This is a genomic window from Staphylococcus sp. 11-B-312 (assembly GCF_016743055.1).
Classification (GTDB): Bacteria; Bacillota; Bacilli; order Staphylococcales; family Staphylococcaceae; genus Staphylococcus; species Staphylococcus ureilyticus.
The window spans coordinates 551607-578131 of the sequence record NZ_CP068241.1; the positions used below are offsets into that span (position 1 = coordinate 551607).

The window sequence follows — 26525 nt, forward strand, 5'->3', positions numbered from 1 at the left end:
ATGATATAAGTGAATGCATACAGCTCGAACAAACTTACTCTAGCTAAAGCTATCCATACCTATACGAAAGCATTTCAATATAAAAAGGACTAATCTCATCTTAATCTGAGAGATTAGTCCTTAATTTAAGTATAGGTATTATACTCTAAGCATGATATTATAACTCGCTTTTTTATAATTTTGCTTGCCATTTTTCTGTCCATACTAAGTCATTATATTGACCTTTAAATTCACTTTCTCCCATAATCTTATCAATGGTTTGTTTAATATTTTCTCTGTTGGAATGATAAGCGTTTATATAAGCTTTAACCATTGTTGCATCATGCAAGTGAGTCGTGAAATTGGTAGAAATAAACACGGTTGGTACTTCATGTACATACCACGGTATTTCATTGCTCATGGCTGTACCCCATTTAATGCGATAGTTATTTTCAGCAGCATAGCCGATAATATTTGCAAATACTAACGCAGCGTCTACTTTTTCACGATATTCTAATGTTTTACCTTTAATACGTGTTGAACCATCATTTAATGTCACATTAAATCCACGAGATTCGAGTTCTTTTATAATATCATCTGTGACGTTATTCGCTGATTTATAGATGCCATCTTTTTCGCCTTCGATCACATAAAGCATAATATTTTTATGTGTTTCAGGTCGGATAGGTAATTGATTTAAAGTGTTTTTTACAAGTGTTATGCCTAAATCAGCTGCTTCTGCGCGCATTTCTAAATGTTCTGTACAACCGATAATATCTAATGCTTCTTGAGGTTGAATGATTGAACCGTTTTCTTGTTTCATGTGAAGATTGAGTTGTGCTTTTAAACCTAAGATACGTCTTACGGCATCATTTAATCTCTCTTCTGTGATGACCCCGTTTTTATAACCATTGAGCATAAATTGGTAATCTTCTTCCAAATCATTGAAGAATAAGAACATATCACAACCAGCTGCAATGGCTAATGGAACATAATCTTCGCGACGCATAGAAGCAGTCATACCTAACATATGGCTTGCATCAGTAACGACTAAACCATTAAATTTCATATCATCTTTTAGTAAATCAGTAATTAGTTCAGAAGAAAGAGTTGCAGGTAAAATGTCTTTATCTTCGAGACTTGGATTTAATTTTTTTGAATAAGCAGGTTGTGCAATATGTCCTGCCATTATCATCTGTACACCGCGATCAATGTGATGTTGATAAACTTTTCGGAAGCTGTCGTCCCATTCCTCGGTAGATAGTTCATTTACTCCAAGCACCAAGTGCTGGTCACGCTCTTCCGTACCGTCTCCAGGGAAGTGTTTGATACATGTAATCATATCGCGTTCAGCATTAAAGCCGTCAATAAATGCGCTTGAATATTTAATAACTGTTTCAGCATCTGTGCCATATGCACGTGTATTAACGATTGTATTGCGCCAATTCTTAAGTATGTCTACACAGGGATCGAAATTAATGTGTACACCAAGTGCTGAGGATTCACGTGCTGAAACGAGACCAGCATTATATGAAACTTTTGTATCTTGGGCAGCTTCACATTGAGCAGCACTTGCGATATATGTACCATCTTTACATGCACCATTTCCTCCTGAATCACAGTTTGCTGCTACAAGTACTGGAACTTTCGTATGCCTTTGTAAATCATTGAGTAAGTTTTGAACTTCTTCTTTGTTTCCACCTTCATATCGAGCGCCACCAATGTGATAACGTTCAAGTATATCTTTATTAGTTAAGTCTGCGTCAAAAAATTTTTTGCCACCTTCTAAAGAAAATAAGTTAAAAAATAATTGACCAATTTTTTCTTCGTCTGTTAATGTACCAAGTGTTTCTTCTACCCATGCTATTTGATTGTCATTTAAATGATAGGGTGATGCTGTTAAATCTACTTTAACCATAGTGTTAGTTCTCTCCTTCAAAATTATTAAAAAATATTTGTTTTAAAGTGTCATGTGTGTATTGGTTGAAATGACCATCTTTAAACAATTTTAAATATTTATTGTTAAAGTCTAGCCACGATTGATCTTCATGACCTGCTAGTATTGGATAAAAGTACATACCATGAGATTCTGCTGCTTCTAAGTCTCCTTTGGCATCTCCTAACATGATGATGTCTTCTAAGTTGTAATATTGTTTTAAGTGCGCTAAACAGTGCTCTTTTGTACCTGCTTCTTGTGCAAACATGCCACTTAAATAGTCTGTTAATTTATATGATTCCCACTCATATTCTACTGCCGCTAAATTTGCTGATGACACAATTGCGATATCAGCAAAAGTTGAAGCATTTTGTAGAGACGTTTGTACGTTTTTAAATGGTCCAATACTTGGTAAGGTTTTGATAATTGCATTAACACGGTGGGACCATGATAATGCTTTTTGTAATCCATTTTGTTGCGGATTGTTTGATATAGCTTTTTCGAGTGCTGGATTAGAGAAAGCATCTGTTGTTTGCACCCATTGCTTAATATGCTTGTAGCCCTCAATATGAATCCCTTGTTCAACAAGTTCACTTAACATGCGTTCTAAACCTTTAAAGCGATTAATACCTCTAGTGATTTCATATAAATTTATATCATTCCAGCGCTTTAATAGTTTGTATTCTATATTTTCTAAATGCCATTCTTCAACAATAGCTGGACCAAATGCCCGCTCATGCTTGATAGTCATAGAATCGATGGCACATCCGTCAGAATCAACGCAAATTAATTTTTTAAACCTAGGTTTGTAATGTGATAAAGAATCAATCATTTAATCTTTTCCTCTCAAGTTAAAATATGTGCTTTATCATATACCATTACCTTACTTTTAAAATACTGTTGTAAGTAAAACTCAAGAATATAATAAAGCGCTTTCTTTATAATATTAAAGTTAGCATTCATAATAGAAAAAAACTAGCGCATTTCGTATAACTTTGTGAGTATAATCACAAAGTAGATGTTTTATGTCATTTTATTACTAAAATAGTTATTTTATTAATAAAAATATTGGCTATTTGAGAGAAGTACGTGATCAAAGGTGCGTACATTTTATTTTTGATATATCTCATCTATGGCATCCATTTTGTAAATAAAACATCAATATGCTACATAGATACTAATGATTGCTCAAATTGTTAACAAAATATAATGAATCTTACTATGAAAGGGTTACGTAGTCATCGATTGACGAAAATTAGATAAAAATTACAATGAAATAAAATGGATTGGAAAGGACAGACGCTAATGGATAAATTGCTGACTTTGGAACAATTACACCGAAACTACTTGGTAGGAGTAGTTAAGGGACCTACTTGTGATGATGCTATATTGAAAAGTGAAAAAATGATTGAGGGTGGTATGAAAAATATTGAAATAACATCTAACACGCCTTATGCAGAATTGGCCATAAAAGCGTTAACCCAAAAATTTGGTAAATCAATTATCATTGGTGCAGGTTCAGTTCAAAATGTTGTAACCGCACGTGTAGCGATTACAAATGGTGCTCGCTATATAGCAACGTCGCATTTAGACGTTCAAATAGCGCATATTTGTAATGTATACCAAATACCTTACATGCCAAGATGTGGTTCGAAAGATGAAGTAACTAAAGCGATACAGTATGAAGTACCAGTGATTAAGTTGTATCCTGCAAATATATTAGGTGTACCTTTTTTGAAAAACATTCGTGAAATCTTCCCCAATATACATATGATACCTTATGGCGGCATGTCATTAGAAAATATGGAGCAGTGGTACAAAAGTGGTGCCTATGCTATCGGTATTGGTAATGCATTAACTAAAGGGACACAAAAAAACCACTTAGATATGATTATTCATCAAACACATGCATTTGTAGAAAAATTAAATTCAGTGCGTTTGAGCTAAATGATTAGCTAAAATATGATAGCAATTTATCTAATGGTATAACTAACGCTTCGTGATTAAGCGCAATATTAACGAAATAGGTACTATAAATGGAATTTTATCGTTAACCTATTATGCGTATTTTTAAAATCAATCATTTTTAAAATTAAACAATTTGTCAATTTAAAAATGTGTGAAATATATTAAAAAGGACTAAAAGTGATTATTTTGTGAAATTAATCACAAAACACTTTAAATTCTTAACGTTATCGATTATGATAAGGGTGTAGAAGATAACAATGCCTAACGAAAGAAAAAATACGGAGTGATTATTAAATGAGAAAAGTAATTGAAGAAGTCATTTTTTCAAATGAAAGCAGTTATGATATATACACACATACTGGTGTGAATCAAGGCATTATTAATGACATTAAAGATGGATACAGAAGTATTGATTATATAGCTTATATTGATGCAGAAAAATTATACAACTATGGATTAGAAAAAAAGCTACTAGTAAGTAATTAATACACTGTATTCATCTAGTAGCATTGAAGTTTATACACATATACTTCATCGTATCTTGTGTGTAAAACTTCATGTATATTATTCTCCCTAGTATCACCTTTCATGATTTATTTAGAGCCCTTACAAAGTGGAAAAGCCTATGTTACTGTTCATCCAGTAACGTAGGCTTTTCTCATCATGATTAAACATAAGATTTAAAGTTATGTTTGATTTCATTATAGTTATAAATAGAATTATACATACGCATGCGAATGTGATCTTGTGAAGCATATGAAATACGCAATACATTACTTTGGGTGACATATTTTCTGAATTCACGTTCATATTGCTGGCGCTGGTTAAGCGATAGTCCAAGCCACTCTTCTTCATTAAACAATTGTTCAAAACGAAAGTCGAAACTTGTACTATCAATATTATTTCTTAGTTCTTTTATTCTTTCAGTGAAGTTCATGGATCATCCTCCTAATTTATTTAAAGATAAGTGAGTTATGTATGATATACCCACTTTATAATGATTTAGTGTATATGACAAGTACACATGCTTATGAGCTAACTCATTGTTTCAAGGGGGAGGGCACATGGTACAATCTTTGAGGACAGGGTATAAAATATAAAATACGTTTGATGAAAGGAAGATTCGATGGTTAAATTAGAGAACAAGGTTGCAATCATCACTGGTGCTAGTAGTGGCATTGGTGCTAGCATAGCAGAGGTGCTATCAAGTCACGGTATACAATTACTATTAACTGGTCGTAATGAAACAAAGCTGAAAGATGTTGTAAATCGTATTCGTTTAAACGAACATCATGCACAGGTTGAATATTTAATAGTGGATGTGACACAGCAACAAGAAGTTGAACGTTTAATAGCATATGCAAAAGAACAATTCGGTCGCTTGGATATACTTGTAAATAGTGCGGGTCAAATGATGTCTTCTGCTGTAACGGACGGTAATGTAAAGGCTTGGGAATCAATGATTGATACAAATGTGAAAGGGACACTATATGGCATTAATGCAGTCATACCAACATTTTTAGCTCAATCTAGTGGTCATATTATTAACATTGCTTCTATCTCAGGTTTTGAAGTGACGAAAATGAGTACAATATATAGTGCAACGAAAGCTGCAGTGCACACGATTACGCAAGGATTGGAAAAAGAGCTGGCTAAAACTGGCGTTCGAGTGACAAGCATATCGCCAGGTATGGTAGATACGCCTTTAAGTGGCCAGACAGATTGGGGAGAACGTAAAAAGCTAGAACCCAAAGATATTGCTGAAGCGGTAGTTTATGCATTACAACAACCTTCACATGTAAATGTAAATGAAATTACTGTCAGACCAGTCTAATATATATTTTTAATGTTACGACGTTGAGTTAGTTAATAGTAAAGTGATAATATAATGTGAAAGTAGGTAGAGCATGGAGTTTAGATGTCTTAAGAAAAGCGATGTAGAATCATATCGCTCATTGCGCTTACAGTCTCTGCAAACTGATCCTACAGGTTTTGCTTCAACTTATCAACGTGAGCTTCATTTACCAATTGAACGTTTTGAAGAGAGGATAGGGTCGAACGAAAGACATTTTACAATGGGTGTATTTGACGATGGAAAATTAATCGGTTATGCAACTTTTTATCGAGAAATATTAGAAAAAATGATGCACAGAGGTAATTTAGTCGGTGTATATTGTGATCCACAATATAGAAAACAAGGATTTACTCAACAACTAATTCAAAAAATGATAGATATTGTCACTGAACAAGGTGTGGTTAAAACTATAGGTTTATCGGTTCTTACGGAAAACCAAAGTGCTATTAAATTATATGAAAAATTAGGATTTCAGAAATATGGCACTGAACCAAAGGCACTTTATGATGGCAAACGGTATTATGATGAAGATTTGATGGTGTTATTTGTATAAAAAATTAATAAATTCAAAACTATAGGCTAAAACAGTTATGATCTGTTTTAGCCTATAGTTTGATATATGAGTATATATTAGTGAAATTAACTGATTATGAAAAATCATGAAGCAATCAGTAAATCGAATTTACCAATTTTTTATATCTGATCTTTCTCCTTTAAAGTTATTGGAAACTTGATGACGTTTTGACAAAGTTTTCTCAATATCTTCAAATTTGATGTTCAATGCATGTAAAAGTACAAAAAGATGATACATTAAATCAGCAGTTTCATTTGTTACTTCTTCTTGATTAGATTTCATAGCACCGATTACGACTTCAAAAGCTTCTTCACCAAACTTCTTCGTGATTTTTTCTAAACCTTCATTCAATAAATATTGTGTGTATGAATTTTCTTTATTAGAGTTAGCGCTTGAAGATACAGTGTCTTCGAGCTGTTGTACATAGAAAGGAACTGTTGTATTGAAACAACTCTGGCTCCCAGTATGACAAGTTGGTCCATTGGGAATTACATCTATCAATAAGGTGTCTTGATCACAGTCTAGGTGTACATTTTGAACGACTTGGGTGTGACCAGAAGTTTCTCCTTTGGTCCATAAGCGGTCTTTAGAACGTGAATAAAAACAAACCTTCCCCTCAGCTAACGTTTTGTTGTATGCATCTTCATTCATATAACCAAGCATAAGCACTTGTTTTGTCTGAACATCTTGTAGTATGGCAGGAATAAGCCCTTTACTAAAATCAGGTTGTTGTGTCATCTTATTGGAATACCTCCTTGAGCCATTGATTGTTTAATTTCATTCACTGTGGTTTCTTTGTCATGCAGTATGCTAGCAGCTAATCCTGCCGAGACATTTGTTTGTTTGAATAAATCTACAAAATGCTCTGGATTGCCGCCACCACCAGAAGCAATAATAGGGATGTGCACAAGTTGTTCAATCTCATGTAAATGGTTAACATCAAAGCCTTGTTTCATCCCATCGTGTGTCATGCTCGTTATTAATAATTCGCCAGCGCCAAGCGCCTCCACTTCTTGAACCCAGTCATAGACACGTTTATCTGTACGTTTCTTTCCGCCATGTGTATAGCAAAAATAATCATTTAACTCTGTATCAAAGTTACTATCTATAGCGATACAAATACATTGGCTTCCAAATTTTTCACTGGCTTCTTGGATAAAAGCAGGGTGCTTTAATGCGCTAGAGTTTAGAGATACCTTGTCAGCACCATGATTTAGCAACTGGGAAATGTCATCAATTGTGGAAATGCCGCCTCCTACTGTAAGTGGAATGAATAGTTTTTCAGCAGTTTCTTCAATAACATCTAACATAAGCCCATGGCCAGCTTCAGTTCGAGAGATATCTAAAAAGACTAATTCATCTGCACCTTGCTCGTTGTAATAAAGTGCATAATCCACAGGATTTCCAAGGTCACGTAGCCCTTTAAATTGTATGCCTTTGACAACGCGGCCATCTTTCACATCTAGGCAGGGGATAATTCTTTTTTTAATCATGATAATCCCTCCCAAAATGCATGGTTGTGTGCAGCTTTACCAACGATTGCTGCATGAACACCAAATTTTTCTAATTGTTCTAAGTCTTGTTGATGACGAATACCACCAGAAGCAATGACAGGTTTTTGTGTTGCTTTGACAAGCTGTGCTGTTATTTCAAAGTTTGGGCCAGCCATGCGACCATCTTTAGAAATATCCGTATAGATGATACCTCCCAATGGTAGCGATTCGATTTGCTGAACCAAATCGAATAAGTCTAGATGTGCATCTTGTTCCCAGCCGTTTATTTTTATTTCGCGCTGATATGCATCTACTGATAGATAGAGTTTGTACGGATATTGATGAGACATTTTGGCTAACCATTCAGTATCTTGAATGCCTTTTGTCCCAATAATACAATAGTCTATACCGTCAGCAAAATAAGCTTTGATTGTTTCATAACTACGTATACCGCCACCAACTTCCATAGGTTTATTGGTCAGGCTTCTTAATTGTTTGATGTAGTCCTGTTCAATAGATGTTTGCTGCTTGGCACCGATTAAATCTACAATATGAATACGATCTACACAGTCGAACTTGTCATAAAAAACGACGCTATCTTCGGCACTGCGCGTCATTTTTTCTTCTGAATCATATTTTCCTTCAGTCAGTCTCACACTTGTTGCATTAATTAAATCAATAGCTGGCCAAATATTGATCATTATAAGAAACCACCTTTCAGAGCTTGATTAAGTATCGCTAAACCATCTTCACCACTTTTTTCAGGATGGAATTGGATACCTATAAAATTTTTATATTGAACAATTGCAGGAATCAACGTGCCATAGTCTGCATAAGCAACAACATGATCTGACATTTCAGCTTGATAGGAATGTACAAAATATACATCTTGCGTTAATGTTGTATAATTGCTGATTAAATTATTCCACCCTAAATGCGGTACCGGATAAGGTGTTTGAATAGGTATGATATTTCCTGGGAAAAGTTGTAATCCTTCTACATCACCTTCTGCGCTGTGTTCATAAAGCAATTGCATACCTAGACAAATACCGATGATCGGTTTATGTGATATATTTTGTAAAATAGACTTTAATCCCCGTTTTTCAATCGCTTGCATAGCATCTTTAAAATGACCTACACCAGGTAATATAAGGGTATCTGCTGCCGCAATATCCTCTACACGATCTGTTAAAATTGCATTAAAACCTAAACGATTAAGCGCACGTTGTATGTTTTTAATATTTCCTAAACCATAGTCAATCACTGCAATCATTCAATCACACCCTTAGAAGAAGGAGTGATATTAGCGTCATTTGAGACTAATGCATCTTTAAGCGCACGAGCAAAAGATTTAAATATACTTTCTATTTCATGGTGTGTGTTTCCACCGCGAATTAAGTCAATATGCGTTGTTAGACGTGAGTTGATAACAAGTGCTCTGAAAAATTCCTCAACGAGTTCAGTATCAAATGTACCTACTTTTTCTTTACTGAATTGAGCATTAAAAGATAAATAAGGTCGTCCACTAATATCTACGACTGTACGCGCAAGTGTTTCATCCATGGGTATGTAACTAACCCCGTAACGTTGAAAATATTTACGTTCCTTTACCATCGATAACAGTAACTGTCCAAGAACAATACCAATATCTTCTGTCACATGATGATCATCGACTTGAACATCTCCATTTGCTTCTATAGATAAGGATAATTGGCTGTGAAAAGTAAAGAGTGTCAACATATGATCCAAAAACCCAACGCCTGTATGAATATTACTTTCACGGTGGTCATCAGCCAGAGAAATGCTTAATTGTGTTTCTGCTGTATTACGTGTTTTATTTAGTATCATATTGCGACCTCCAATTTTTAATAAGTATAAATAATTGATCTAATTGTTCATCTGTAGCAATAGAGTATCGTACATAGTCAGACATTTCTGGTTCATCGTATAATCTTGGAAGGAATCCATTGTCTTTAATATAAGCACCTAAACTTTGCGCAGCTTCTCCTTTGGTTAATACGAAATTTGTAGCAGAAGGGAAGACTACCATGACATCGTCAACAAGTTCATGAAACATATCTTTTAATTTGCGGGCAAGCTGTCGTTGTTGCTTTATAAACGCGCGAGTCATTGTTTGATTTTCAAACATATAAATCGCGATATGAAGCGTAATTGTATTCAGAGGATACGGATGCTCAATGCTTTGGATGAGTTTGATGGTATCATTAGTACCGATGAGCACACCTAGTCTTAAGCCAGCGATACCAAACGCTTTCGAGAGCGTACGCATTTGAATAACATGAGGTTGCATCTTAATATCATAAGATTCACCAAAATCTAAGTAAGCTTCATCAATGATAAAGTAACCACCCAATGTTTGCATCTTATCTGCAATAGCCATTAAAAATGTCGTACTATATTGTAAGCCAGATGGATTATGTGGATTACTCATAATAAAGAATGCAGGCTGTACTTCATCAATTCGTTTTAAAATCATTTCTAAATCAAATGTTAAATCTGAATTTGCTGGTACAAATTCAATAGGTCGAGCTACCTGATTAGCATAAGCTTGATACATGAAAAAGTCAGGATCTAAGGTCAATGCCGGTCCTTCTGGCATGATTAACATTAATTTTTGAATGAGCTCATCAGAACCATTAGCTGCTATGACTTGATCAGGAGAAATATTATGAAAAGCTGCATAAGCTCGTTTGAAGCGCTCATACTCATCATCAGGATAAAAGTTAAATGCTGCCTGTTGAATAATTGTTGCAAGTTGTTCATTAGATAATGGTTTAAGTGGACTTTCATTTTTATTAATTCTAATCATTGTGTGGCTCCTTTGTTGTTCGAATTTCTATGGATTGTTCGTGATTATACAAGTGTTCAATATGTGCTAATTTACGTGCGGATTGTTCAATGTTTTTAAATGTTTGTTGTGATAAATCTATGACAGAATGTCTCGTTAAGAAATCATTCACAGATAGACCATTGGTAAAACGAGCAGTCTGATTTGTAGGTAGTACATGGCTTGGGCCAGCAACATAATCTCCGATAACTTCTGGAGAATAATGTCCTAAGAAGAGTGCACCTACATATTTCACATGGTTGATATAGTCATGTGGACATTGTGTTTGTATAGATGCATGTTCCGGTGCAATTTGATTCATCAAATCGCAAGCTTCAGTAAAGTTTTCTACTGAAATTAAGAAGTGATTGTGTTTTAAACTGGCTTCAACAATAGGTTGCCGTTTGATTTGTCTTAGAGTTTTTTGAATATTATTTTCTAATTGTTGTAATAAGTCTTTATCTTCACTGATGACAAATGTTCTAGCGAGTTCATCATGTTCTGCTTGAGCAAATACATCATAAGTAATGGCATTTATGTCAGCCGATCGATCAATGATTAGTGCAATTTCACTTGGACCAGCAATCTGATCAATGCCAACTTGCCCATATAAATATTTTTTGGCATAGGCAACATATTGATTTCCAGGTCCAACTATTTTATCCACTTTAGGAATTGTCTCAGTACCATACGCAAGTGCAGCAATACTTTGTGCGCCACCAACTTGGTAAACTTGATCAACACCAGCAATATAACAGGCAGCAAGTACAATATCAGGTATGCCTTCAATTTGTGGTGGAGTAACGACGACGATATTTTTAACACCAGCAACTTTAGCAAGTGTTACAGTCATTAACACGGTGGAGGGATAGCTAGCTTTACCACCTGGGACATAGACACCGACACGCTCTAACGGGTGATATAATTCGTAACATTCTGAATTATCCTGCTGATGCTCTTGTTTAATAGACATTTGATATGCCTTAATTCTGTCATGACTTTGTTCAAGAGCTTCCCGTATAGATGAGTCAATGCGTTGATAAGCAGTAAATAAGTCTTCCTTAGAAACTGATAATTGTGATGTTTCTACTTTGTCTAGTTTTAGATTGTATTCCTTTAAGGCGTCGTCCCCTCGAAATTTCACTTGATCACAAATTTCTTTTACGATTGGATATAAATCTTCGTTTAGTTCAGATTGGTTCAGGTAGTTATTCATAAATGTTTCTTTATTTGTAATCAATGAGCGTCACCTCCAAAGTTTTAATTAAATTATCAATTTCAGTTGATTTTTTAAAATATGATGCCTTATTTGTAATGAGTTTAGCATTGATGTTTTTAATCTTTTCTTTTTCAACTAAGCCATTTGACTTTAAAGTAGTACCAGTTTGAACAATATCAACAATGCCATCTACCATATCTACCAAACATGCCAATTCAATTGAACCTGATAGTTTTACAAGCTCAACATCTAAACCTTGTGCTTCAAAATATTGACGTGCTGTTTGGGTATATGAAGTAGCTACTTTTTTAAATTGATAAGCTTCTGGTTTAGCAGCAAGTGAAAAGTGACATTCGCCAAAAGGTAAATCCAGTAAGTTGTTAATAAAATAATTACCTTCTTCTAAAATATCGCTGCCGACGATGCCAATATCTGCAACGCCTTGTTCAACATATATCGGTACATCACTACCCTTGACTAAAATAAATTGTATATCATTAACTGTTATAAGTAATTGACGCTCTCTTTGTTCAAGTGCATATGCTATTTCAGTTTCTCTTATTTCATTTAAATACTTTATAAAACTTTTAAGTAATCTACCTTTTGCCAATGCGACAGTAAGCATGATTTTCACTCCTTGTTTATAGTATAAAACCTAGTCCAAAGCCTTCTAATTTCCCTTTATAAAACCCACCAGTGAGACGCTGAGTTTTATTATTTTTTAAATGACATTTCATGAATGATCCTTTGTAATAAGAACGTGGTGGTCTAGGGGTTATATCAAGATGAATTTCAGTAATATTTTGTGATTTAAACCATTGTTCCCACCGATGTAAAGACTGGATGGTGCGATGGTCATGTGGAAATAGTTGTGTTAATAAATCAAGTTGTTCAGTTGTTTTTGTAGTGAGCAACTGTACCACAGGATGCGCAAGACCTAACTGTGCAGTTAACTCTGAAATATTTCGCTCTTGTATAAGATTTAATATCGATTGGCTTTGTTCGCTAGCTGCTAATAATAAATCGATTAATTGATAATGTCCTAAAATGACAAAGTCGATATCATCATTCAACGTATATTTAATAAAGTTATAAAACGTTTTAAAATCGTTTTGCATATCTGTAACAGTTGGGTTGTAATGTTCTATACCTAATTGAGTGTAAACTTCATTATTTCTGACTATTGGACCACTATAAGCTAAACGTTGTTGTTCAGGTTGATAATTACTGTAGTAACGCAATAATTGGTCAGTGAAATCATTGCGCAAAGCAAAAATATGATGGTCATGTTGCCAAAAGCTACGCTCTGTCATTTGTTGTAAATCATCAGGCGTAAGTGATTGCCAGGATAATGATTCTATAAAACTAAAATCAACAAGTTTAAAATCCGCTTGTTGAAAATGTTTTAAAAATGATAATTCATATTCTTTATTATTAATAAGTGCTTTCGTATCCATAGTATAATGACCATCCTTTATTAAATACTTTGTTTCTCTACCGAACTAAAGTGAATTGATAAAACATACTTTAACATAGTTGATTTTAGAATTCAATAAATATTCAGAAAATATTCTTGGCAACGTGACTTTAGACGCTTTTATCTATATTTATATAAAAAAATAAAACCTAAAATATTGTTTTAGGTTTTAGAGTGAAAGTAAGTGTGACGATACCACTTCGAACATATTATATTTATTATAAATTTTAACCAAGCCTAATGCCATCATTGAAAAAGAAGCAAGGTTATTATATATGCGTTTTTTTAGATAAGGTATCGAGCAAAACATAAAGTGGGGTGTATACTTAAAGTTACATGTTTGTTGTCAGGTATGTTTCTAAATCGTTGACGTTTATGATTGTTTGCCTTGAGCCACATATTTTAACATTTCTTCCTTAGGTACCATATTACCGCCAGTTGCCCATACAATATGATTGGCATTAGATAAATTAAAATGAGTTTTGTCGGTATGTTTCAACACTGCTTTTAAACCTGCAAACCCTGATGCTGCAGAGGGTTCAACAAATATACGTTCCTTTTGACTAAGCAAATATAAATATCGGTACATTTGTTGATCTTCTACAGTAAAAGCACCATATAATAATGAATTCATTATATGACCAACGAGTTTTGAAGGTCTGGCAACAGCAAGACCATCTGCATCAGTACGGCCGTCTAATCCAATATCTGTTACAGCTATTTGGTTGTGCAGTTGTGTCATCATTCCTAATGTCATGCATGGTGCATGTGTAGGTTCAGCAAAAAGACAATACACATGATCGCCAAATACTTGATTTAATCCAAAGGCAACACCACCTGGACCTCCACCAACACCACAAGGCAGATAAACAAAAAGGGGATGTTGTGCATCTACTTGTATACCTTCATTGCTAAGTTGTGTTTTTAACCGTAAAGCAGCAACTGTATAACCTAAGAAAAGATCAGCAGAACCTTCATCGTCTATGAAATGACAAGTAGGGTCGTTTTCTGCAGCCTTCCGTCCTTCAGCAACTGCATATTGATAATCAGATTGGTGTTCAACAACTTTCACACCGCGTGACCGAAGTAAGTCCTTTTTCCATTGGCGCGCATCACTAGACATATGTACAATAACTTGAAAGCCTAATTGTGCACTTATGATGCCAATACTTAAACCTAGGTTACCAGTTGAACCGACAGCAACAGTATATTTACGAAAGCACGCTTTATATTTTGATTCGGATAAAATTTTATAATCATCTGTATATTTTAAACCACATTCCTTTATAGCGATAGATTCAGCTAGTTTTAAAACTTCATATATACCACCTCTTGCCTTTATAGAGCCTGAAATAGCAAGATGACTATCGCATTTAAGCCATAATTTACCACTTTGCTCAAGGTGCTCAGAGTCAACTAATGCTTGTTGCATAAAAGGGATTGCTTTTAGTGGGGATTCAATCAGACCATGGTCTTTTTCAGTTTTAGGAAAAACATTACGTATATAACTGCTAAAACGTTCTAACCTTGCTGCAGCATCTTCTATATCATCTAATGAAAAAGGGAATGTTTCATCCTTACGAAAATTTGGATTTTTCCAAAATATCGGTTTATATTGTTGCATGTCATTGACTAAAGGAAAGTTACTTTTTAATTTTTCAACATTTATCATAAGTGACACCTCATAAAAGTTAATAGTATTTAGTGTTTATTATAGCAAAATTAGATACATAAGATGTTATATAACTGATATTTCAAAATGCTATAAGTTGAGAATGAGATGAATTTTTTTGTTTAAGTAAGAGGATATCATACGAAACCGATAAAGATGATTTCGCAATAAGGATTACCTGAGCTTTAGCTCATGCATAAGAACCACTAACCAAACAAGTTGGGAAGTGAATAACGTATACTTTCTCACTTGCTGCTCGAAAGCATAAGAACCACTAACCCAACAAGTTGGGAAGTGAATAAGTTTACTTTCTCTCTGTCGTTCGAAAGCATAAGAACCACTAACCCAACAAGTTGGGAAGTGGTTCTTTATCATCGTTTAAACGTATCTTTTAGTTTAGAAAACCATCGATTTTTATGTTGTATAGGAACTTCTTGTGGCAGGGTAGAAGCTTCTTTTAATTTTTGGCCAAATGTCATCGCTTCTTTCATTAAATAAGCCTGTGAATTTAATGGTGATAAATTATTATGAATATAATGATAATAACCTTGTTCGTCCTGATATCGACCTTTTTGGTTATCTGATAATTGTAAATTCATATAATCTAATAAGCGTTTAGCAATTTTTTTATCTTCGACAGGGAACAATATTTCTACACGCTTAATCATATTACGTGTCATTGCATCTGCTGAAGAGAGGTAAATTTTTTCATCACCGTTATTATGGAAGTAATAGATACGAGAGTGTTCAAGGAAACGACCAACGATACTTACTACTTCAATATTATCGCTGACATCTGGGATGCCTGGTTTTAAACAACAAATACCGCGAATAATTAATTTAACTTTGACACCAGCACGAGAAGCTTCAAATAATTTAAGAATAATATCTTTATCTGTTAATGAATTCATCTTCATCATAATTTTTCCATTACCGTTTTCACGATGTGATTTGATTTCTTTGTCTATTCGAGCTAAGAATACATCACGTATGTCGTATGGAGCTACAATGAGTTTATTATATTCTGGTTTCAATGTATATCCACTGAGGTAGTTAAAGAAGTTAATAGCATCTTCTGCTATTTCTTGATTTGTTGTGATAATGCCCATATCTGTATAGAGCTTAGCTGTTTTATCGTTGTAGTTTCCAGTACCTAAATGTACGAAAGATGTGAGTTTGTTATTGTTGCGTTTGACCACAAGCGAAATTTTACTATGCGTTTTCAAATATGTCATACCATAAATAACATGACAGCCTGCATCTTCTAACATTCTTGCCCAGTGAACATTATTTTCTTCATCAAAACGTGCTTTTAATTCAACGAGCACAGTTACTTGTTTACCATTTTCTGCAGCTGTTTTCAAACTATTAATGATTGGTGAATCTTTACTTACACGATATAATGTTTGTTTAATAGCAATCGTGTTCGGATCATTTGCAGCATCACGAATGAAATCTACAATTGGTTCAAAGGATTCATAGGGATGATGAAAGAAAATATCACGTTTTAATGATAAATCAAAAATGTCTTCATTACCCAAAGATTGAGGTGGTTGTGGTAGATATTTATTATATGTTAAATGTTTTAAACTATTAGATAAATGGTCTACAAGATCGAAAAGCAGTGTTAAATCTAATGGACCGTCTACAAAATAGACATCATTATCATGAACTTCCAACTGATTGATAATCCAAACAACGTCTTCATAAGTTGCTTGTCTTCCGTCTATCTCTAAACGTACTGCTGTTCCGCGTTTACGCTCTTTTAAGAAGCGTTCTATTTCAATTAACAAATCTTCGGCACCATCTTCATGGATGGTTAGATCGGCATTACGTGTAATTCTAAAGGTGAAGGTATTTAACACTTCATAGCCAGTGAATAACTCATTAATATAATAAGTGATAATATCTTCTAACATTACAACGTATTGAGTTTGACCTTGATTTAATGTATAAAATCTTGGAATTAATGATGGTATTTGTACAATAGCCGAATTAATTGCATCATCGGTATCAATATCTACAAATATATTCAAGCTTTTATTGTTTAATTTTGGGAAAGGATGATAAGCATCGATACCTAATGGTGTTAATGTAGGTAAGATACCTGTTTTAAATTCACGTTCTAACTGTGGTAATAAAGACTCTGGTAAAGATTCAGGTTTTGTTACTTCCACACGATGTTGTTTTAACAGTTCTACTAATTCGTTATAACGTGCATACTGTAAATCTACATATTTTTTATTTTTTATTTTTATTTGCTCAAGTTGTTCTTTAGGTGTGAGTTGTGCTTTGTTCTCAGGTTTATCATAACCCATTTTAACTTGATCTTGTAATCCGGCCACACGCACCATAAAGAATTCATCCAAGTTAGAGCTAAATATAGAAATAAATTTTAATTGTTCCAATAAAGGATTGTTTTTATCTTCAGCTTCTTGTAATACGCGATAATTAAAATCTAACCAACTGAGCTCTCTATTATTATAATATTGTGGTAAATTTAAATCTCTCTCTCCCAATTTCTTTTGCATAATTCTAATTCCACCTTATTGTAGTCTTGTTAACATATTTTGCTACGTACAATTTATCATATGAATTTTAAGATTTTGTAAAGATGATAGAAAGATTTTCTTTTAAAATTTTCTCGATATGCTTTTTTTGTCTAAGTGATTGATACTCTTCAGCAATCGGTTCACCAATATAACGGACATACAAAGTATAAGCACCATCTTCTTCTTGTAATGCCACACGCTCCACTGGGCTAGTGTGTGATATATTTAGGGCATTTACAAATTTAATAATACCGCCTAAAAATTGAATATGATCCAACTCTTTGCCACGTAGCCATGCGGTCTCTTGGCTATAAAATTTTAAAAGAGATTTATTTTTAAAACTTGCTAACATTGCAAGTTTGACGCGATCTTCATGTGGAAAACCATCAATCATTGAATTCGCTATAATATAATACGTATGCGGTGAACTAGAATCTGCGTCAATAAATCTTCCTAAATAATATAAATATGCACCTTCCGCAAAAAGTTCTTGCTCTTTTTTAGTAACTTGAATTTTATCTAAGTCAATCAGTTGTGATAACAATGATTGAGCCAATTTAACGCGTTGTTTTGCACTAGATTCTTCGATGCTATATTCATTAGCTAAATGATATAATGCATCTTTTCTAATATTTTCTTTTTTAAATTCTTGTGGGTGACGTTCGGATATCAACTTCATTATATAGCCCTCACGTAGCCCTTTGCGTGAGAAAGTGAAGTGGGTTGCATTGATTTGTTCGAATAAAGTTTTGAATACGGATACTGCTGGTAATATGATGTCTATACGGTCTCTGCTTAATCCATCAATATCTTTTAAGTCATCACGTGAACTCTTTTTAATTATTTTATATACCTCATCCATATCTTCTTCAGTCATTGAGTAGTTATGAACACCACCAATGGGATAAGAATGTTCTGACTGATGAATGCGTGCTACGTTACGAGCCGATCCACCAATACCGACTAGAGCAATTTTTTGGTCTTGTAACCATGGTAGCTGTTCGAATTGCTTAGCTATAAATTTTTCCATTGCTTTAATTGCTGATTTATCATTATGATCTTTATCTTCGAAGAATTTTCGTTTTAATGTTACAACGCCAAATGGGAAACTATGCGCTTCAATGATCGTTTTATCTTTGAATAAAGTGACTTCTGTAGAACCACCACCAATATCGATAGAAACACCATCTTCTACATCTGTAGTATGAGTGATGGCATAAAAACCATAAAAAGCTTCTTCTTGATCAGGAATAATTTTGATGCTGATGTCAAGTTCGCTTTTAATGTGTTTGATGATTTCTTTTTGATTGGTAGATTGTCTAATAGCAGCTGTCGCAACAGGATGTAATTCGTTTACTTCAAATTTTTTAGCGACGCTTTTAAAGCTGTGTAATGTTGTTGTCAACACATCGATACCATCTTGGTTCATCTTTAAATCATCGGTTAAATATTGACTTAAGCGTGCGGGCGTTTTAATATTTAAAATTTCATTTAATCCTGTTTTAGTATCGAATTCAAAAATAACTAACCTTATTGTATTTGATCCGATGTCTACTAATCCTATGCGTTCCATAATCTCCTCCTGTATATATGAGGTAAATAGTTGTTTATAAATTTATTTACCCACTTTTCTCTTTAATATTACAATAAATAGCATGATTTGTGATACATCAATTGAATATTGTTCAATTCATGGTAATGATTTTTATATAGTTTGAAATTTAATATTGTTTTTGACTTATTCATTGATGTGTAAAGGGCCTCCAGGGCCTAATGGCCAGCCAAGTAAGTACCATATAATCATGAATATGGGCCATACAATACTTAGAATAATGGTATAAGGCATTAAACTAGATAACAGTGAGCCTAATTTCATGTGTTTATCATATTTTTGAGCATAAGATAAAAGTAATGGCAAATAAGGCATCATTGGCGTAATTGGGTTACTAATTGAATCTCCAATTCTATACAACATTTGTGTGAATGCAGGATGAAATCCTACAATTATCAGCATTGGAATAAATATTGGAGCAAGAATTCCCCATTTAGCAGATGCACTACCGATTAATAAGTTAATGAGCGCACCTAAAAAAATCACTCCTAAAATAAGGACGATACCGTTTTGATCTTGAAGTACTTCAGCACCTTGTACTGCTACAATCACACCTAAATTACTCCATTCTAAAAATGCCAGTAATTGTGCTGCAAAAAAGACAATAACAATAAAAGACCCCATAGAAGCCATAGAATCAGCAAGCATTTTACCTAAATCTTTAGAATTTTTAAATTCCTTCATTAACATGCCGTACACCAAACCAGGCACCAAAAAAATAAGTAAAATAATTAAACCAACCCCATTAATAATAGGAGAATCATTCAATAAACTGCCAGTTTTGGCATTACGTAAGAAACTATTTTGTGGTATTGCCATAATGATAAGTAAAATAAGTGTAGTGAAAAAGCTTATATTTGCCCAAAACACAGCCTTACTTTCTTTAAGTGTTAATCCTTGATTAGTATCATCCACTTTAATATTAGACTGTGTATCGTCATATGAGCCTAAACGGGGGATGACAAAACGCATTGTAACCCAATAAATTGTTGGCAATAATACAACGACACTAGCTGCAATAAAGTACCAATTCATCGCTACATTAACTGCAATTTTATCAGAAACAATCTTTGTTGCTGGTTCTGTAAAGGCATAAAGCAATGCATCTGACATTCCTATCATGACATTCGCAGAAAAACCACCAAGTGCTGATGCGTAAGCCATCGCTAACCCGGCAATAGGGTGATAGCCTAATTTTATGAAGACCATCGCTGTTAACGGTGGTAAAACAATCGTTGCAGCATCTCCTGCAGAATTGCCAATAATACCTATAAGTATTATTACAGGCACAATGATTTGCTTGGGTGCTTTATGAACAATTTGTACCATTAATTTATCAAAATAACCTGTTTTCTCAGCAATACCTACCCCAAGCATCACTGATAATACTAAACCGAGTGCAGGGAACTCAGAAAAGTTTTTGATCGCATCATTCAAAATCATAGCAATACCATCTTTGCTTAAAATATTTTTGATGCCAATGGTATTACCTGTTCCAGGATGTTTTACTGTGACATGAAAAAGTGAAACAACCCATGTAATGATTGCGAGCCCAAGACACATTAGAAAAAACAATATACTTGGATCAGGTAATCTATTACCAATTTTTTCTACAATATTCAGAAATTTATTTATAATTGTCGATTTTTCTCTCGTATTTGACCCCATTATTATTACCTCCCCAATAAGTTATCGAAATTATAACAAACTCATTTTGAAATGAGTATGATAAATTTTATGTTTCCAAGCAAAAGGCATCTATGAATGCTTTATACAAAGGTTTTAAAATTGATTTAAAAAGGAAATGTATTACAGATAAATTAATATTGAACAGTAGGGAAATGAAAGGGGAAGTTCATAGATGAGACGATTAGAAAATAAGATTGCTGTGGTAACAGGCGCTAGTACCGGCATAGGATCTGCTTCTGCACAAATATTGGCAAAAGAAGGGGCACATGTTTTAGCGATTGATATTTCTGCATCTGTACATGATACAGTAAAAGTAATTAACCAGGGCGGTAATAAAGCTTCAGGATATAATGTAGATGTATCAGATGCACATGCAGTAGAACGGCTTGCGCAATCTATTAAAGAAGATTATAATCATATTGATATTTTATGTAATAATGCTGGTATTGATAATGCCGCTGGACGTATTCATGAATTTCCAATCGATGTGTTTGATAGAATTATGAATGTTGATTTAAGAGGTACATTTTTGATGACTAAATTCTTTTTACCACTAATGATGTCAAATGGTGGCTCTATCATCAATATGGCGTCATTTTCTGGAAATGCTGCAGATTTAAATCGTTCAGCATATAATGCTGCAAAAGCAGGTATCATCAATTTCACTCGATCAACAGCGATAGAATATGGACGTGAGCATATCAGAGCGAATGCAGTCGCACCAGGTACGATAGAAACACCACTTGTAGATAAATTAACAGGTACTAAAGAAGATGAACAAGGAAAAATATTTAGAGAAAATCAGAAGTGGGTTACGCCTTTAGGTCGTTTGGGCACACCTGATGAAGTAGGTAAACTCATTGCTTTCTTGGCTTCTGATGACAGTTCTTTTATAACTGGTGAAACCATTACAATTGATGGTGGTGTGACGGCATATACTTGGCCAGGAGAAATGTTGAGTGATGCGCGTTGGAAAGATTCTACAGAATAATTTAGAGTGAAAGTGATATTATTTGAGTTTAATAGTTATTAAGAAGCACCAAAAAGCCGTAAACATTAGTGGTAGCACTTTGTTTACGGCTTTATTTTTTATAGATTTGAGTGGTTTACCAAATGATGTTATCTACGGCATCGTCGTTTAAAGATTTAACGATTTCAGTGACTAAGGCAACCGAATTTTTATAGTCATCTGTATGCAATACAGAGACGTTTGAATGCATATAACGTAGAGCGACACCAATAGAGACCGTAGGCACACCTTCATTGGCAACATGAATACTTCCAGCATCAGTACCGCCACCAGGTGTAGAATCTAACTGGATATCTATATTATGTGCTTTAGCTATTTTTTTAATATGGTTTGTAAAACCAACATGACCTATGTTTGAAGCGTCCATAATAATGACTACAGGTCCTTGTCCAATAGCTGTCTCGCTAGTTTGGCCAGACATGCCTGGTGTATCATAGGCAACAGCTACATCGACAGCAAGAGCTAAGTCAGGTTTAATCTTATTAGCTGCAACTTTAGCGCCACGAAGACCTACTTCTTCTTGTACGTTAGCGCCTGAAACTAAATTAATATCAATGGATTCTTGTTTAAGGTTGTTTAAAACGTCTACAGCAAGGGCGCAACCATAACGATTATCAAATGCTTTGGCAGTTAAATACTTGCTATTAGCTAGTGTTTCAAACTCACTGTATGGTGTGATCATATTGCCAATTTCAATGCCGAATTGTTCAGCTTCTTTTTTACTTTTAACTCCAATATCAATGAACATATCTTTTATTTCTACATTTTTTTTACGTTCTTCGGGTGATAAAGCATGTGGTGGTTTGGAGCCAATAATACCTCTGATTTTCTTGCCTTCATCAGTTGTGACAGTTACTTTTTGAGATAACATCACTTGGTTCCACCAACCACCAATAGGTGTGAATTTTAAAAATCCATCTTTATCAATTTTAGTAACTACAAAACCAATTTCATCTAAATGACCTGCCACCATTAATGTCTTATTACCAGTAGAGGTCGTTTTTTTACCGAAAATACCTCCCAGATTATCTTCAATAATTTCATCACTTACTGGCGTCAAATAATCACGCATAAGTGTTTTTACTGCTTTTTCATGACCTGCAATACCGTCAACATTTGTTAATGATTCTAGTAATTTTATTGAATTGTTCATGTTATACCCCCTAATCAAATATTTATATTCATTTTATCATGAACTTTGATATAAGCTAATTGTTTGAGCTTTGTGTTATTAATTTAATTTACATAACATTAGATGAAGTTTACGTTGCACGCTATTGTAAGGCTAAACGTGTGCATTCAATACCTGTCCATGATTCAATATAATTATAAACAAAGTGGAGGGATAGACGATGACAGAAATTAATTATTTAACAATAGGCTCAGAATCAGCACCGATTAAAGTGGAGTCTTTTATCAATTTAGCTTGTCCATACTGTAAAAACTTCTTTTTCGCTGCAGACACTGTATTAAAGCCATTCATTGATCAAGGGAAGGTTCAACATACAATTAAACATTTTGATAAAACGAAGCAAGGCTTATTAAAAGGAACAATAGCAAATATATATTTAAACTATCAACGACCTGAAGAAACCTTAGATATTATTCGTGAGTTATACCAAACACAAGCTCAATGGAAAGTAAGTTTTTCGACAATTGAAGCCAAAATGGAAGAAGAATATAATCTTACACCTCATAAAGAAGCTGACGATCGTTCGTTAGCGATTCATGAAGAAGCATTTGAAAGAGGAATTAAAGGCATTCCGACCGTTTTTATTAATGGTAATTTATTTGAATTCAATCCATTGGAAGATCAACAAGAAACGATAGAATCTAAGCTAACAAAGCAATTGAATCACTTTATATGATAATGAACCATCGGACTTAAATATCTATTTGCAAAATAAATACGTCTGGACATCAGTGATTCGTCCCAGACGTATGCTTATCTTATCCTTCGAAATGTTGTTGAAGCTTATTTTTAACAAAGGTGTTTGTTTTAATCTTTGAAGTTAATTATGATTTAGTAAGTTTAATTTATAATCATGTATGGATTGAATGTTACCGTCTTTCTTTTTGATAATGATGTGTTCTTTCGATATCTGAGTTGGGGAAGTTACACCTACAGCGGCAGCAATGTTAAATAAGCCTTCATGTAAGCTGGTTACAAAATTAGTGACGCGGTATTTTTTTTCATCTATAATTAATCCCTTTTCACGTTTTGGATCTGTTGTTGCAACACCTACAGGACATGTGTTCATATGACACTGCCTACTCATAATACATCCGACACTAATCATCATACCTCTTGCAACGTTGACTAAATCAGCACCTAGACCTAATGCAATCGCAATTTTATCAGGTGTTACAAGTTTCCCTGAAGCAAATACTTTAATTCGATTGCGTATACCATACTTTTCGAGTACACCTGTTAAGATTGGTAAAGCAGTGAATAAAGGTAAACCTATGCCATCTTGCAATTCTTGAAATGTTGCACCAGTGCCTCCTTCGCCGCCGTCAATAGTAATAAAATTCGGAAACTGATTTGTTTCAATCATTGTTTGTGCGAGCGCTTCTACTTCTGATACTTTGCTGATTACAATTTTAAAACCAACAGGTTTTTGACCTACTTTTTGTAATTGTGTAACCCAGTCTAATAAATCGGTTGGATTATCTATAGATTCAAAACGGTTAGGGGAATTAATCGTCCTCCAAGGTTCAACATTACGAATATCAGCAATTTCTTGTGTGACTTTATTACCTTGCATATGGCCGCCTCTTGTTTTTGCACCTTGTGCTAACTTGATTTCAAAAGCTTTGACCGTATCTTCATTTGCTAAACTTTGGAAAGCATTCATATCAAATTCTCCCGATTTATCTCGTACGCCAAATAAACCTGGACCTATTTGAAAGATGATATCTGCATCGCCCGATAAATGGTGTTTTGATAAACCGCCTTCACCTGTATTCATCCAAGTTCCAGCTTGTCCTAATCCTTTGGATAGCGCCGTGATTGCATGACTTCCTAATGCGCCATAACTCATTCCTGATTGACCAACAAGCCTTTTAAGTTTGAACGGATGTTTCAGTTCAGGACCTAAAATAATGGCATCTTCATCTGTTAAATAAAATGGATCTATCTCTGCTTTTGTGCGATGTTCGTCACGATTAAAGAGTCGTTCATTATCAATTGTATAAATAAATGATGAAATCAACGGTGATTGATTAATATGTAATTCTTTAGATTGCAACGGAAACATCGTATTTTGAATGTAAAACCCATCTTCATAATCCTTTTGTGTACCAAAACTAGTCATTCTTGAATTATATTTACCAGCTAATACAATATTGGTGTAATCATTACGAGAAAAAGGTTTGCCTTTGGTATCTGCTAAAAATAAATATTGGCGTAATTCTGGACCTATTTTTTCACCAAAATATCGAATACGTGCAAGTAATGGATAATTGCGTAAAACGCTATGTTGCTTTTGTCGTTTATCCTTAAAAAGCAATACAGCCCCTAAAACAAGTACGCTTATTAAACAAACGACAATGATTACGTTGACGATAAACTGTAAAATAGTCAAAATAGTCATGTAACATTCCCCCTTAATATAGTTATATAATACAATAAATTATGCAATTTACAATGTGTTCCACTGTAAAGGGGTAGAATGGTTAATTGTAATTTTCAAATAGAAAAGTAAATCAACTTATAATAATGATAAAATATTGTGTTATATTATTGTTAAACAGCTACAAGGAAGGTGACATATGACTGACAAATCATCAGCAACGCCATTAACCAAAAAGCATATATGGCAGCATCAGAAAATTGTTAAAAAAGACTTTTGGTTAATCCCTATATACATCATTGCTAATTACCTTATACCACTTATATTAACGCTGATATTAATCGTATCATATGACATTTTTAATATTGGTAGTAAGTATCGTTTAAGTGATATGAATATACTGATTTTTGGTGGTGTTATTGCTGAAATATGTATCATCTTAAGTTTTTATGGCATGCATACTAAAGATAATATTACAGCAATTGCGATCAACAGGTTAAAATCAGTTCGTAAATATATTTTGCTTATTTTTATAGCATACATATCTACGCTCTTGTTGAATAATTTATATGATTGGCTTATGACTTTTTTACCGAAGTCATTACAATATCATGAAACACAGAATCAATTGATTTTAGAAGAACTATTTCGAGACAATTGGATGCTCCCATTTTTATTTTTAGATATTGTTATTTTGACGCCGATTATTGAAGAGTTATTATTTAGGCATCTCATCATTCATGAATTAGGTAAAAAAATTACATATGCTGCTGCAAGTGTATTATCAGTTATATTATTTGCTGGTATTCATGTATTAGGGGCTACATCCCCATTTGAAATCGGAAGCTATATTTTTATTGCGATTGGTCTAGTATTTGTATATTTGAAAAGTGGGAAAAACCTAGCAGTATCCATATCACTGCATGCTTTTAATAATTTAATATCTTTTATTGCGATTGTATTTTTAAAATAATGTTTGCGTGTGATATTTAATGTTGTGTTTTGAATAAAACGATTGAATGCTACAATGATAGGAAATCAAACAG

Annotated in this window: 25 protein-coding genes; 7 read left to right on the forward strand and 18 right to left on the reverse strand. The window is 33.9% G+C overall.

The window, feature by feature from the left end; translation table 11 throughout:
* Positions 1–172: 172 nt before the first annotated feature.
* The gene (locus tag JG554_RS02330) at positions 173–1897 is read right to left on the reverse strand and encodes a glycoside hydrolase family 3 protein (RefSeq protein ID WP_203265361.1); all 1725 of its coding nucleotides are present in this window, start codon (positions 1895–1897) and stop codon (positions 173–175) included.
* Between the two features lie 4 nt (positions 1898–1901).
* Complete coding sequence (locus JG554_RS02335) at positions 1902–2747, reverse strand: HAD hydrolase-like protein (protein ID WP_070037409.1); 846 nt, start codon at positions 2745–2747, stop codon at positions 1902–1904.
* Positions 2748–3196: 449 nt separating this feature from the next.
* Here JG554_RS02335 and JG554_RS02340 point away from each other — a divergent pair, with 449 nt between their 5' ends.
* Together JG554_RS02340 and JG554_RS02345 are read left to right on the forward strand one after the other, a co-directional pair.
* Positions 3197–3862 (forward strand): beta/alpha barrel domain-containing protein, encoded by a 666-nt coding sequence (locus JG554_RS02340; RefSeq protein WP_081338768.1) that lies wholly within the window; start codon positions 3197–3199, stop codon positions 3860–3862.
* A 315-nt stretch (positions 3863–4177) separates the two neighbouring features.
* A complete protein-coding gene (locus tag JG554_RS02345) occupies positions 4178–4369 on the forward strand; it encodes a hypothetical protein (RefSeq protein WP_019470083.1) in 192 nt (63 codons plus the stop codon).
* A 181-nt stretch (positions 4370–4550) separates the two neighbouring features.
* Here JG554_RS02345 and JG554_RS02350 read toward each other — a convergent pair whose 3' ends face one another.
* Positions 4551–4820, reverse strand: a complete 270-nt coding sequence (locus JG554_RS02350; RefSeq protein WP_019470084.1) for a DUF1413 domain-containing protein — start codon at positions 4818–4820, stop codon at positions 4551–4553.
* A 189-nt stretch (positions 4821–5009) separates the two neighbouring features.
* Here JG554_RS02350 and JG554_RS02355 point away from each other — a divergent pair, with 189 nt between their 5' ends.
* Entirely contained in the window at positions 5010–5717 is a 708-nt protein-coding gene (locus JG554_RS02355) for an SDR family oxidoreductase (RefSeq protein WP_070037415.1), read from the forward strand.
* Between the two features lie 73 nt (positions 5718–5790).
* Complete coding sequence (locus tag JG554_RS02360; RefSeq protein ID WP_070037418.1) at positions 5791–6291, forward strand: GNAT family N-acetyltransferase; 501 nt, start codon at positions 5791–5793, stop codon at positions 6289–6291.
* Between the two features lie 129 nt (positions 6292–6420).
* On the opposite strand, the gene hisIE is transcribed toward JG554_RS02360, so the two are convergent.
* The 13 genes from hisIE to JG554_RS02425 form a co-directional block, all read right to left on the reverse strand.
* Positions 6421–7050, reverse strand: coding sequence for a bifunctional phosphoribosyl-AMP cyclohydrolase/phosphoribosyl-ATP diphosphatase HisIE (gene hisIE, locus JG554_RS02365; protein WP_019470087.1), 630 nt, complete (start codon positions 7048–7050; stop codon positions 6421–6423).
* Positions 7047–7805, reverse strand: a complete 759-nt coding sequence (gene hisF / locus JG554_RS02370) for an imidazole glycerol phosphate synthase subunit HisF (RefSeq protein ID WP_046206799.1) — start codon at positions 7803–7805, stop codon at positions 7047–7049. The genes hisIE and hisF overlap by 4 nt, the downstream gene beginning before the upstream one ends.
* Positions 7802–8506 (reverse strand): 1-(5-phosphoribosyl)-5-((5-phosphoribosylamino)methylideneamino)imidazole-4-carboxamide isomerase, encoded by a 705-nt coding sequence (hisA, locus tag JG554_RS02375; RefSeq protein WP_070037421.1) that lies wholly within the window; start codon positions 8504–8506, stop codon positions 7802–7804. Before hisA ends, hisF begins: the two co-directional genes overlap by 4 nt.
* On the reverse strand, positions 8506–9078 hold the full coding sequence (hisH, locus tag JG554_RS02380) for an imidazole glycerol phosphate synthase subunit HisH (protein WP_070037424.1): 573 nt from the start codon (positions 9076–9078) through the stop codon (positions 8506–8508). Before hisH ends, hisA begins: the two co-directional genes overlap by 1 nt.
* Positions 9075–9653 (reverse strand): imidazoleglycerol-phosphate dehydratase HisB, encoded by a 579-nt coding sequence (hisB, locus tag JG554_RS02385; protein WP_019470091.1) that lies wholly within the window; start codon positions 9651–9653, stop codon positions 9075–9077. Before hisB ends, hisH begins: the two co-directional genes overlap by 4 nt.
* On the reverse strand, positions 9640–10635 hold the full coding sequence (locus tag JG554_RS02390; RefSeq protein ID WP_070037433.1) for a pyridoxal phosphate-dependent aminotransferase: 996 nt from the start codon (positions 10633–10635) through the stop codon (positions 9640–9642). Before JG554_RS02390 ends, hisB begins: the two co-directional genes overlap by 14 nt.
* A complete protein-coding gene (gene hisD / locus JG554_RS02395) occupies positions 10628–11890 on the reverse strand; it encodes a histidinol dehydrogenase (protein WP_046206976.1) in 1263 nt (420 codons plus the stop codon). The genes JG554_RS02390 and hisD overlap by 8 nt, the downstream gene beginning before the upstream one ends.
* Entirely contained in the window at positions 11880–12497 is a 618-nt protein-coding gene (gene hisG / locus JG554_RS02400) for an ATP phosphoribosyltransferase (protein ID WP_070037435.1), read from the reverse strand. Before hisG ends, hisD begins: the two co-directional genes overlap by 11 nt.
* 16 nt (positions 12498–12513) lie before the next feature.
* Complete coding sequence (locus JG554_RS02405) at positions 12514–13329, reverse strand: ATP phosphoribosyltransferase regulatory subunit (protein WP_046206802.1); 816 nt, start codon at positions 13327–13329, stop codon at positions 12514–12516.
* A 393-nt stretch (positions 13330–13722) separates the two neighbouring features.
* Positions 13723–15021, reverse strand: a complete 1299-nt coding sequence (locus tag JG554_RS02410) for a D-serine ammonia-lyase (protein ID WP_070037437.1) — start codon at positions 15019–15021, stop codon at positions 13723–13725.
* 371 nt (positions 15022–15392) lie between these two features.
* Positions 15393–17552, reverse strand: a complete 2160-nt coding sequence (locus JG554_RS02415) for an RNA degradosome polyphosphate kinase (RefSeq protein ID WP_019470097.1) — start codon at positions 17550–17552, stop codon at positions 15393–15395.
* A gap of 67 nt (positions 17553–17619) precedes the next feature.
* Positions 17620–19149 carry an exopolyphosphatase gene (gene ppx / locus JG554_RS02420; RefSeq protein WP_070037439.1) on the reverse strand — a complete coding sequence of 510 codons (1530 nt, stop codon included), beginning with the start codon at positions 19147–19149 and terminating at the stop codon, positions 17620–17622.
* Between the two features lie 162 nt (positions 19150–19311).
* Positions 19312–20853, reverse strand: a complete 1542-nt coding sequence (locus JG554_RS02425) for an AbgT family transporter (protein WP_046206805.1) — start codon at positions 20851–20853, stop codon at positions 19312–19314.
* A gap of 193 nt (positions 20854–21046) precedes the next feature.
* On the opposite strand from JG554_RS02425, the gene JG554_RS02430 reads away from it, so the two are divergent.
* Positions 21047–21865, forward strand: a complete 819-nt coding sequence (locus JG554_RS02430) for an SDR family oxidoreductase (RefSeq protein WP_064209297.1) — start codon at positions 21047–21049, stop codon at positions 21863–21865.
* A 115-nt stretch (positions 21866–21980) separates the two neighbouring features.
* Here the strand turns inward: JG554_RS02430 and JG554_RS02435 are convergent, their stop codons facing one another.
* Positions 21981–23057, reverse strand: coding sequence for a M42 family metallopeptidase (locus tag JG554_RS02435; protein ID WP_019470101.1), 1077 nt, complete (start codon positions 23055–23057; stop codon positions 21981–21983).
* Between the two features lie 199 nt (positions 23058–23256).
* Here JG554_RS02435 and JG554_RS02440 point away from each other — a divergent pair, with 199 nt between their 5' ends.
* On the forward strand, positions 23257–23772 hold the full coding sequence (locus JG554_RS02440; protein ID WP_019470102.1) for a thioredoxin domain-containing protein: 516 nt from the start codon (positions 23257–23259) through the stop codon (positions 23770–23772).
* A gap of 144 nt (positions 23773–23916) precedes the next feature.
* Here JG554_RS02440 and JG554_RS02445 read toward each other — a convergent pair whose 3' ends face one another.
* Complete coding sequence (locus JG554_RS02445) at positions 23917–25500, reverse strand: FMN-binding glutamate synthase family protein (RefSeq protein ID WP_046208801.1); 1584 nt, start codon at positions 25498–25500, stop codon at positions 23917–23919.
* Positions 25501–25678: 178 nt separating this feature from the next.
* Here JG554_RS02445 and JG554_RS02450 point away from each other — a divergent pair, with 178 nt between their 5' ends.
* Positions 25679–26452, forward strand: a complete 774-nt coding sequence (locus tag JG554_RS02450) for a CPBP family intramembrane glutamic endopeptidase (protein ID WP_070037442.1) — start codon at positions 25679–25681, stop codon at positions 26450–26452.
* The last annotated feature ends 73 nt before the right edge of the window (positions 26453–26525 follow it).

What these genes read in the sequence shown, in the direction of transcription:
- JG554_RS02390 (WP_070037433.1), bottom strand. Translation starts at nt 10,635, where the DNA reads ATGATTAGAATTAATAAAAATGAAAGTCCACTTAAACCATTATCTAAT.
- JG554_RS02330 (WP_203265361.1), bottom strand. Translation starts at nt 1,897, where the DNA reads ATGGTTAAAGTAGATTTAACAGCATCACCCTATCATTTAAATGACAAT.
- JG554_RS02440 (WP_019470102.1), top strand. Translation starts at nt 23,257, where the DNA reads ATGACAGAAATTAATTATTTAACAATAGGCTCAGAATCAGCACCGATT.
- hisA (WP_070037421.1), bottom strand. Translation starts at nt 8,506, where the DNA reads ATGATCAATATTTGGCCAGCTATTGATTTAATTAATGCAACAAGTGTG.
- hisF (WP_046206799.1), bottom strand. Translation starts at nt 7,805, where the DNA reads ATGATTAAAAAAAGAATTATCCCCTGCCTAGATGTGAAAGATGGCCGC.
- JG554_RS02335 (WP_070037409.1), bottom strand. Translation starts at nt 2,747, where the DNA reads ATGATTGATTCTTTATCACATTACAAACCTAGGTTTAAAAAATTAATT.
- hisB (WP_019470091.1), bottom strand. Translation starts at nt 9,653, where the DNA reads ATGATACTAAATAAAACACGTAATACAGCAGAAACACAATTAAGCATT.
- hisIE (WP_019470087.1), bottom strand. Translation starts at nt 7,050, where the DNA reads ATGACACAACAACCTGATTTTAGTAAAGGGCTTATTCCTGCCATACTA.
- JG554_RS02430 (WP_064209297.1), top strand. Translation starts at nt 21,047, where the DNA reads ATGAGACGATTAGAAAATAAGATTGCTGTGGTAACAGGCGCTAGTACC.
- JG554_RS02350 (WP_019470084.1), bottom strand. Translation starts at nt 4,820, where the DNA reads ATGAACTTCACTGAAAGAATAAAAGAACTAAGAAATAATATTGATAGT.
- hisH (WP_070037424.1), bottom strand. Translation starts at nt 9,078, where the DNA reads ATGATTGCAGTGATTGACTATGGTTTAGGAAATATTAAAAACATACAA.
- JG554_RS02340 (WP_081338768.1), top strand. Translation starts at nt 3,197, where the DNA reads ATGGATTGGAAAGGACAGACGCTAATGGATAAATTGCTGACTTTGGAA.
- JG554_RS02405 (WP_046206802.1), bottom strand. Translation starts at nt 13,329, where the DNA reads ATGGATACGAAAGCACTTATTAATAATAAAGAATATGAATTATCATTT.
- JG554_RS02415 (WP_019470097.1), bottom strand. Translation starts at nt 17,552, where the DNA reads ATGCAAAAGAAATTGGGAGAGAGAGATTTAAATTTACCACAATATTAT.
- JG554_RS02360 (WP_070037418.1), top strand. Translation starts at nt 5,791, where the DNA reads ATGGAGTTTAGATGTCTTAAGAAAAGCGATGTAGAATCATATCGCTCA.
- JG554_RS02355 (WP_070037415.1), top strand. Translation starts at nt 5,010, where the DNA reads ATGGTTAAATTAGAGAACAAGGTTGCAATCATCACTGGTGCTAGTAGT.
- JG554_RS02425 (WP_046206805.1), bottom strand. Translation starts at nt 20,853, where the DNA reads ATGGGGTCAAATACGAGAGAAAAATCGACAATTATAAATAAATTTCTG.
- hisG (WP_070037435.1), bottom strand. Translation starts at nt 12,497, where the DNA reads ATGCTTACTGTCGCATTGGCAAAAGGTAGATTACTTAAAAGTTTTATA.
- JG554_RS02445 (WP_046208801.1), bottom strand. Translation starts at nt 25,500, where the DNA reads ATGACTATTTTGACTATTTTACAGTTTATCGTCAACGTAATCATTGTC.
- JG554_RS02435 (WP_019470101.1), bottom strand. Translation starts at nt 23,057, where the DNA reads ATGAACAATTCAATAAAATTACTAGAATCATTAACAAATGTTGACGGT.
- JG554_RS02410 (WP_070037437.1), bottom strand. Translation starts at nt 15,021, where the DNA reads ATGATAAATGTTGAAAAATTAAAAAGTAACTTTCCTTTAGTCAATGAC.
- JG554_RS02345 (WP_019470083.1), top strand. Translation starts at nt 4,178, where the DNA reads ATGAGAAAAGTAATTGAAGAAGTCATTTTTTCAAATGAAAGCAGTTAT.
- JG554_RS02450 (WP_070037442.1), top strand. Translation starts at nt 25,679, where the DNA reads ATGACTGACAAATCATCAGCAACGCCATTAACCAAAAAGCATATATGG.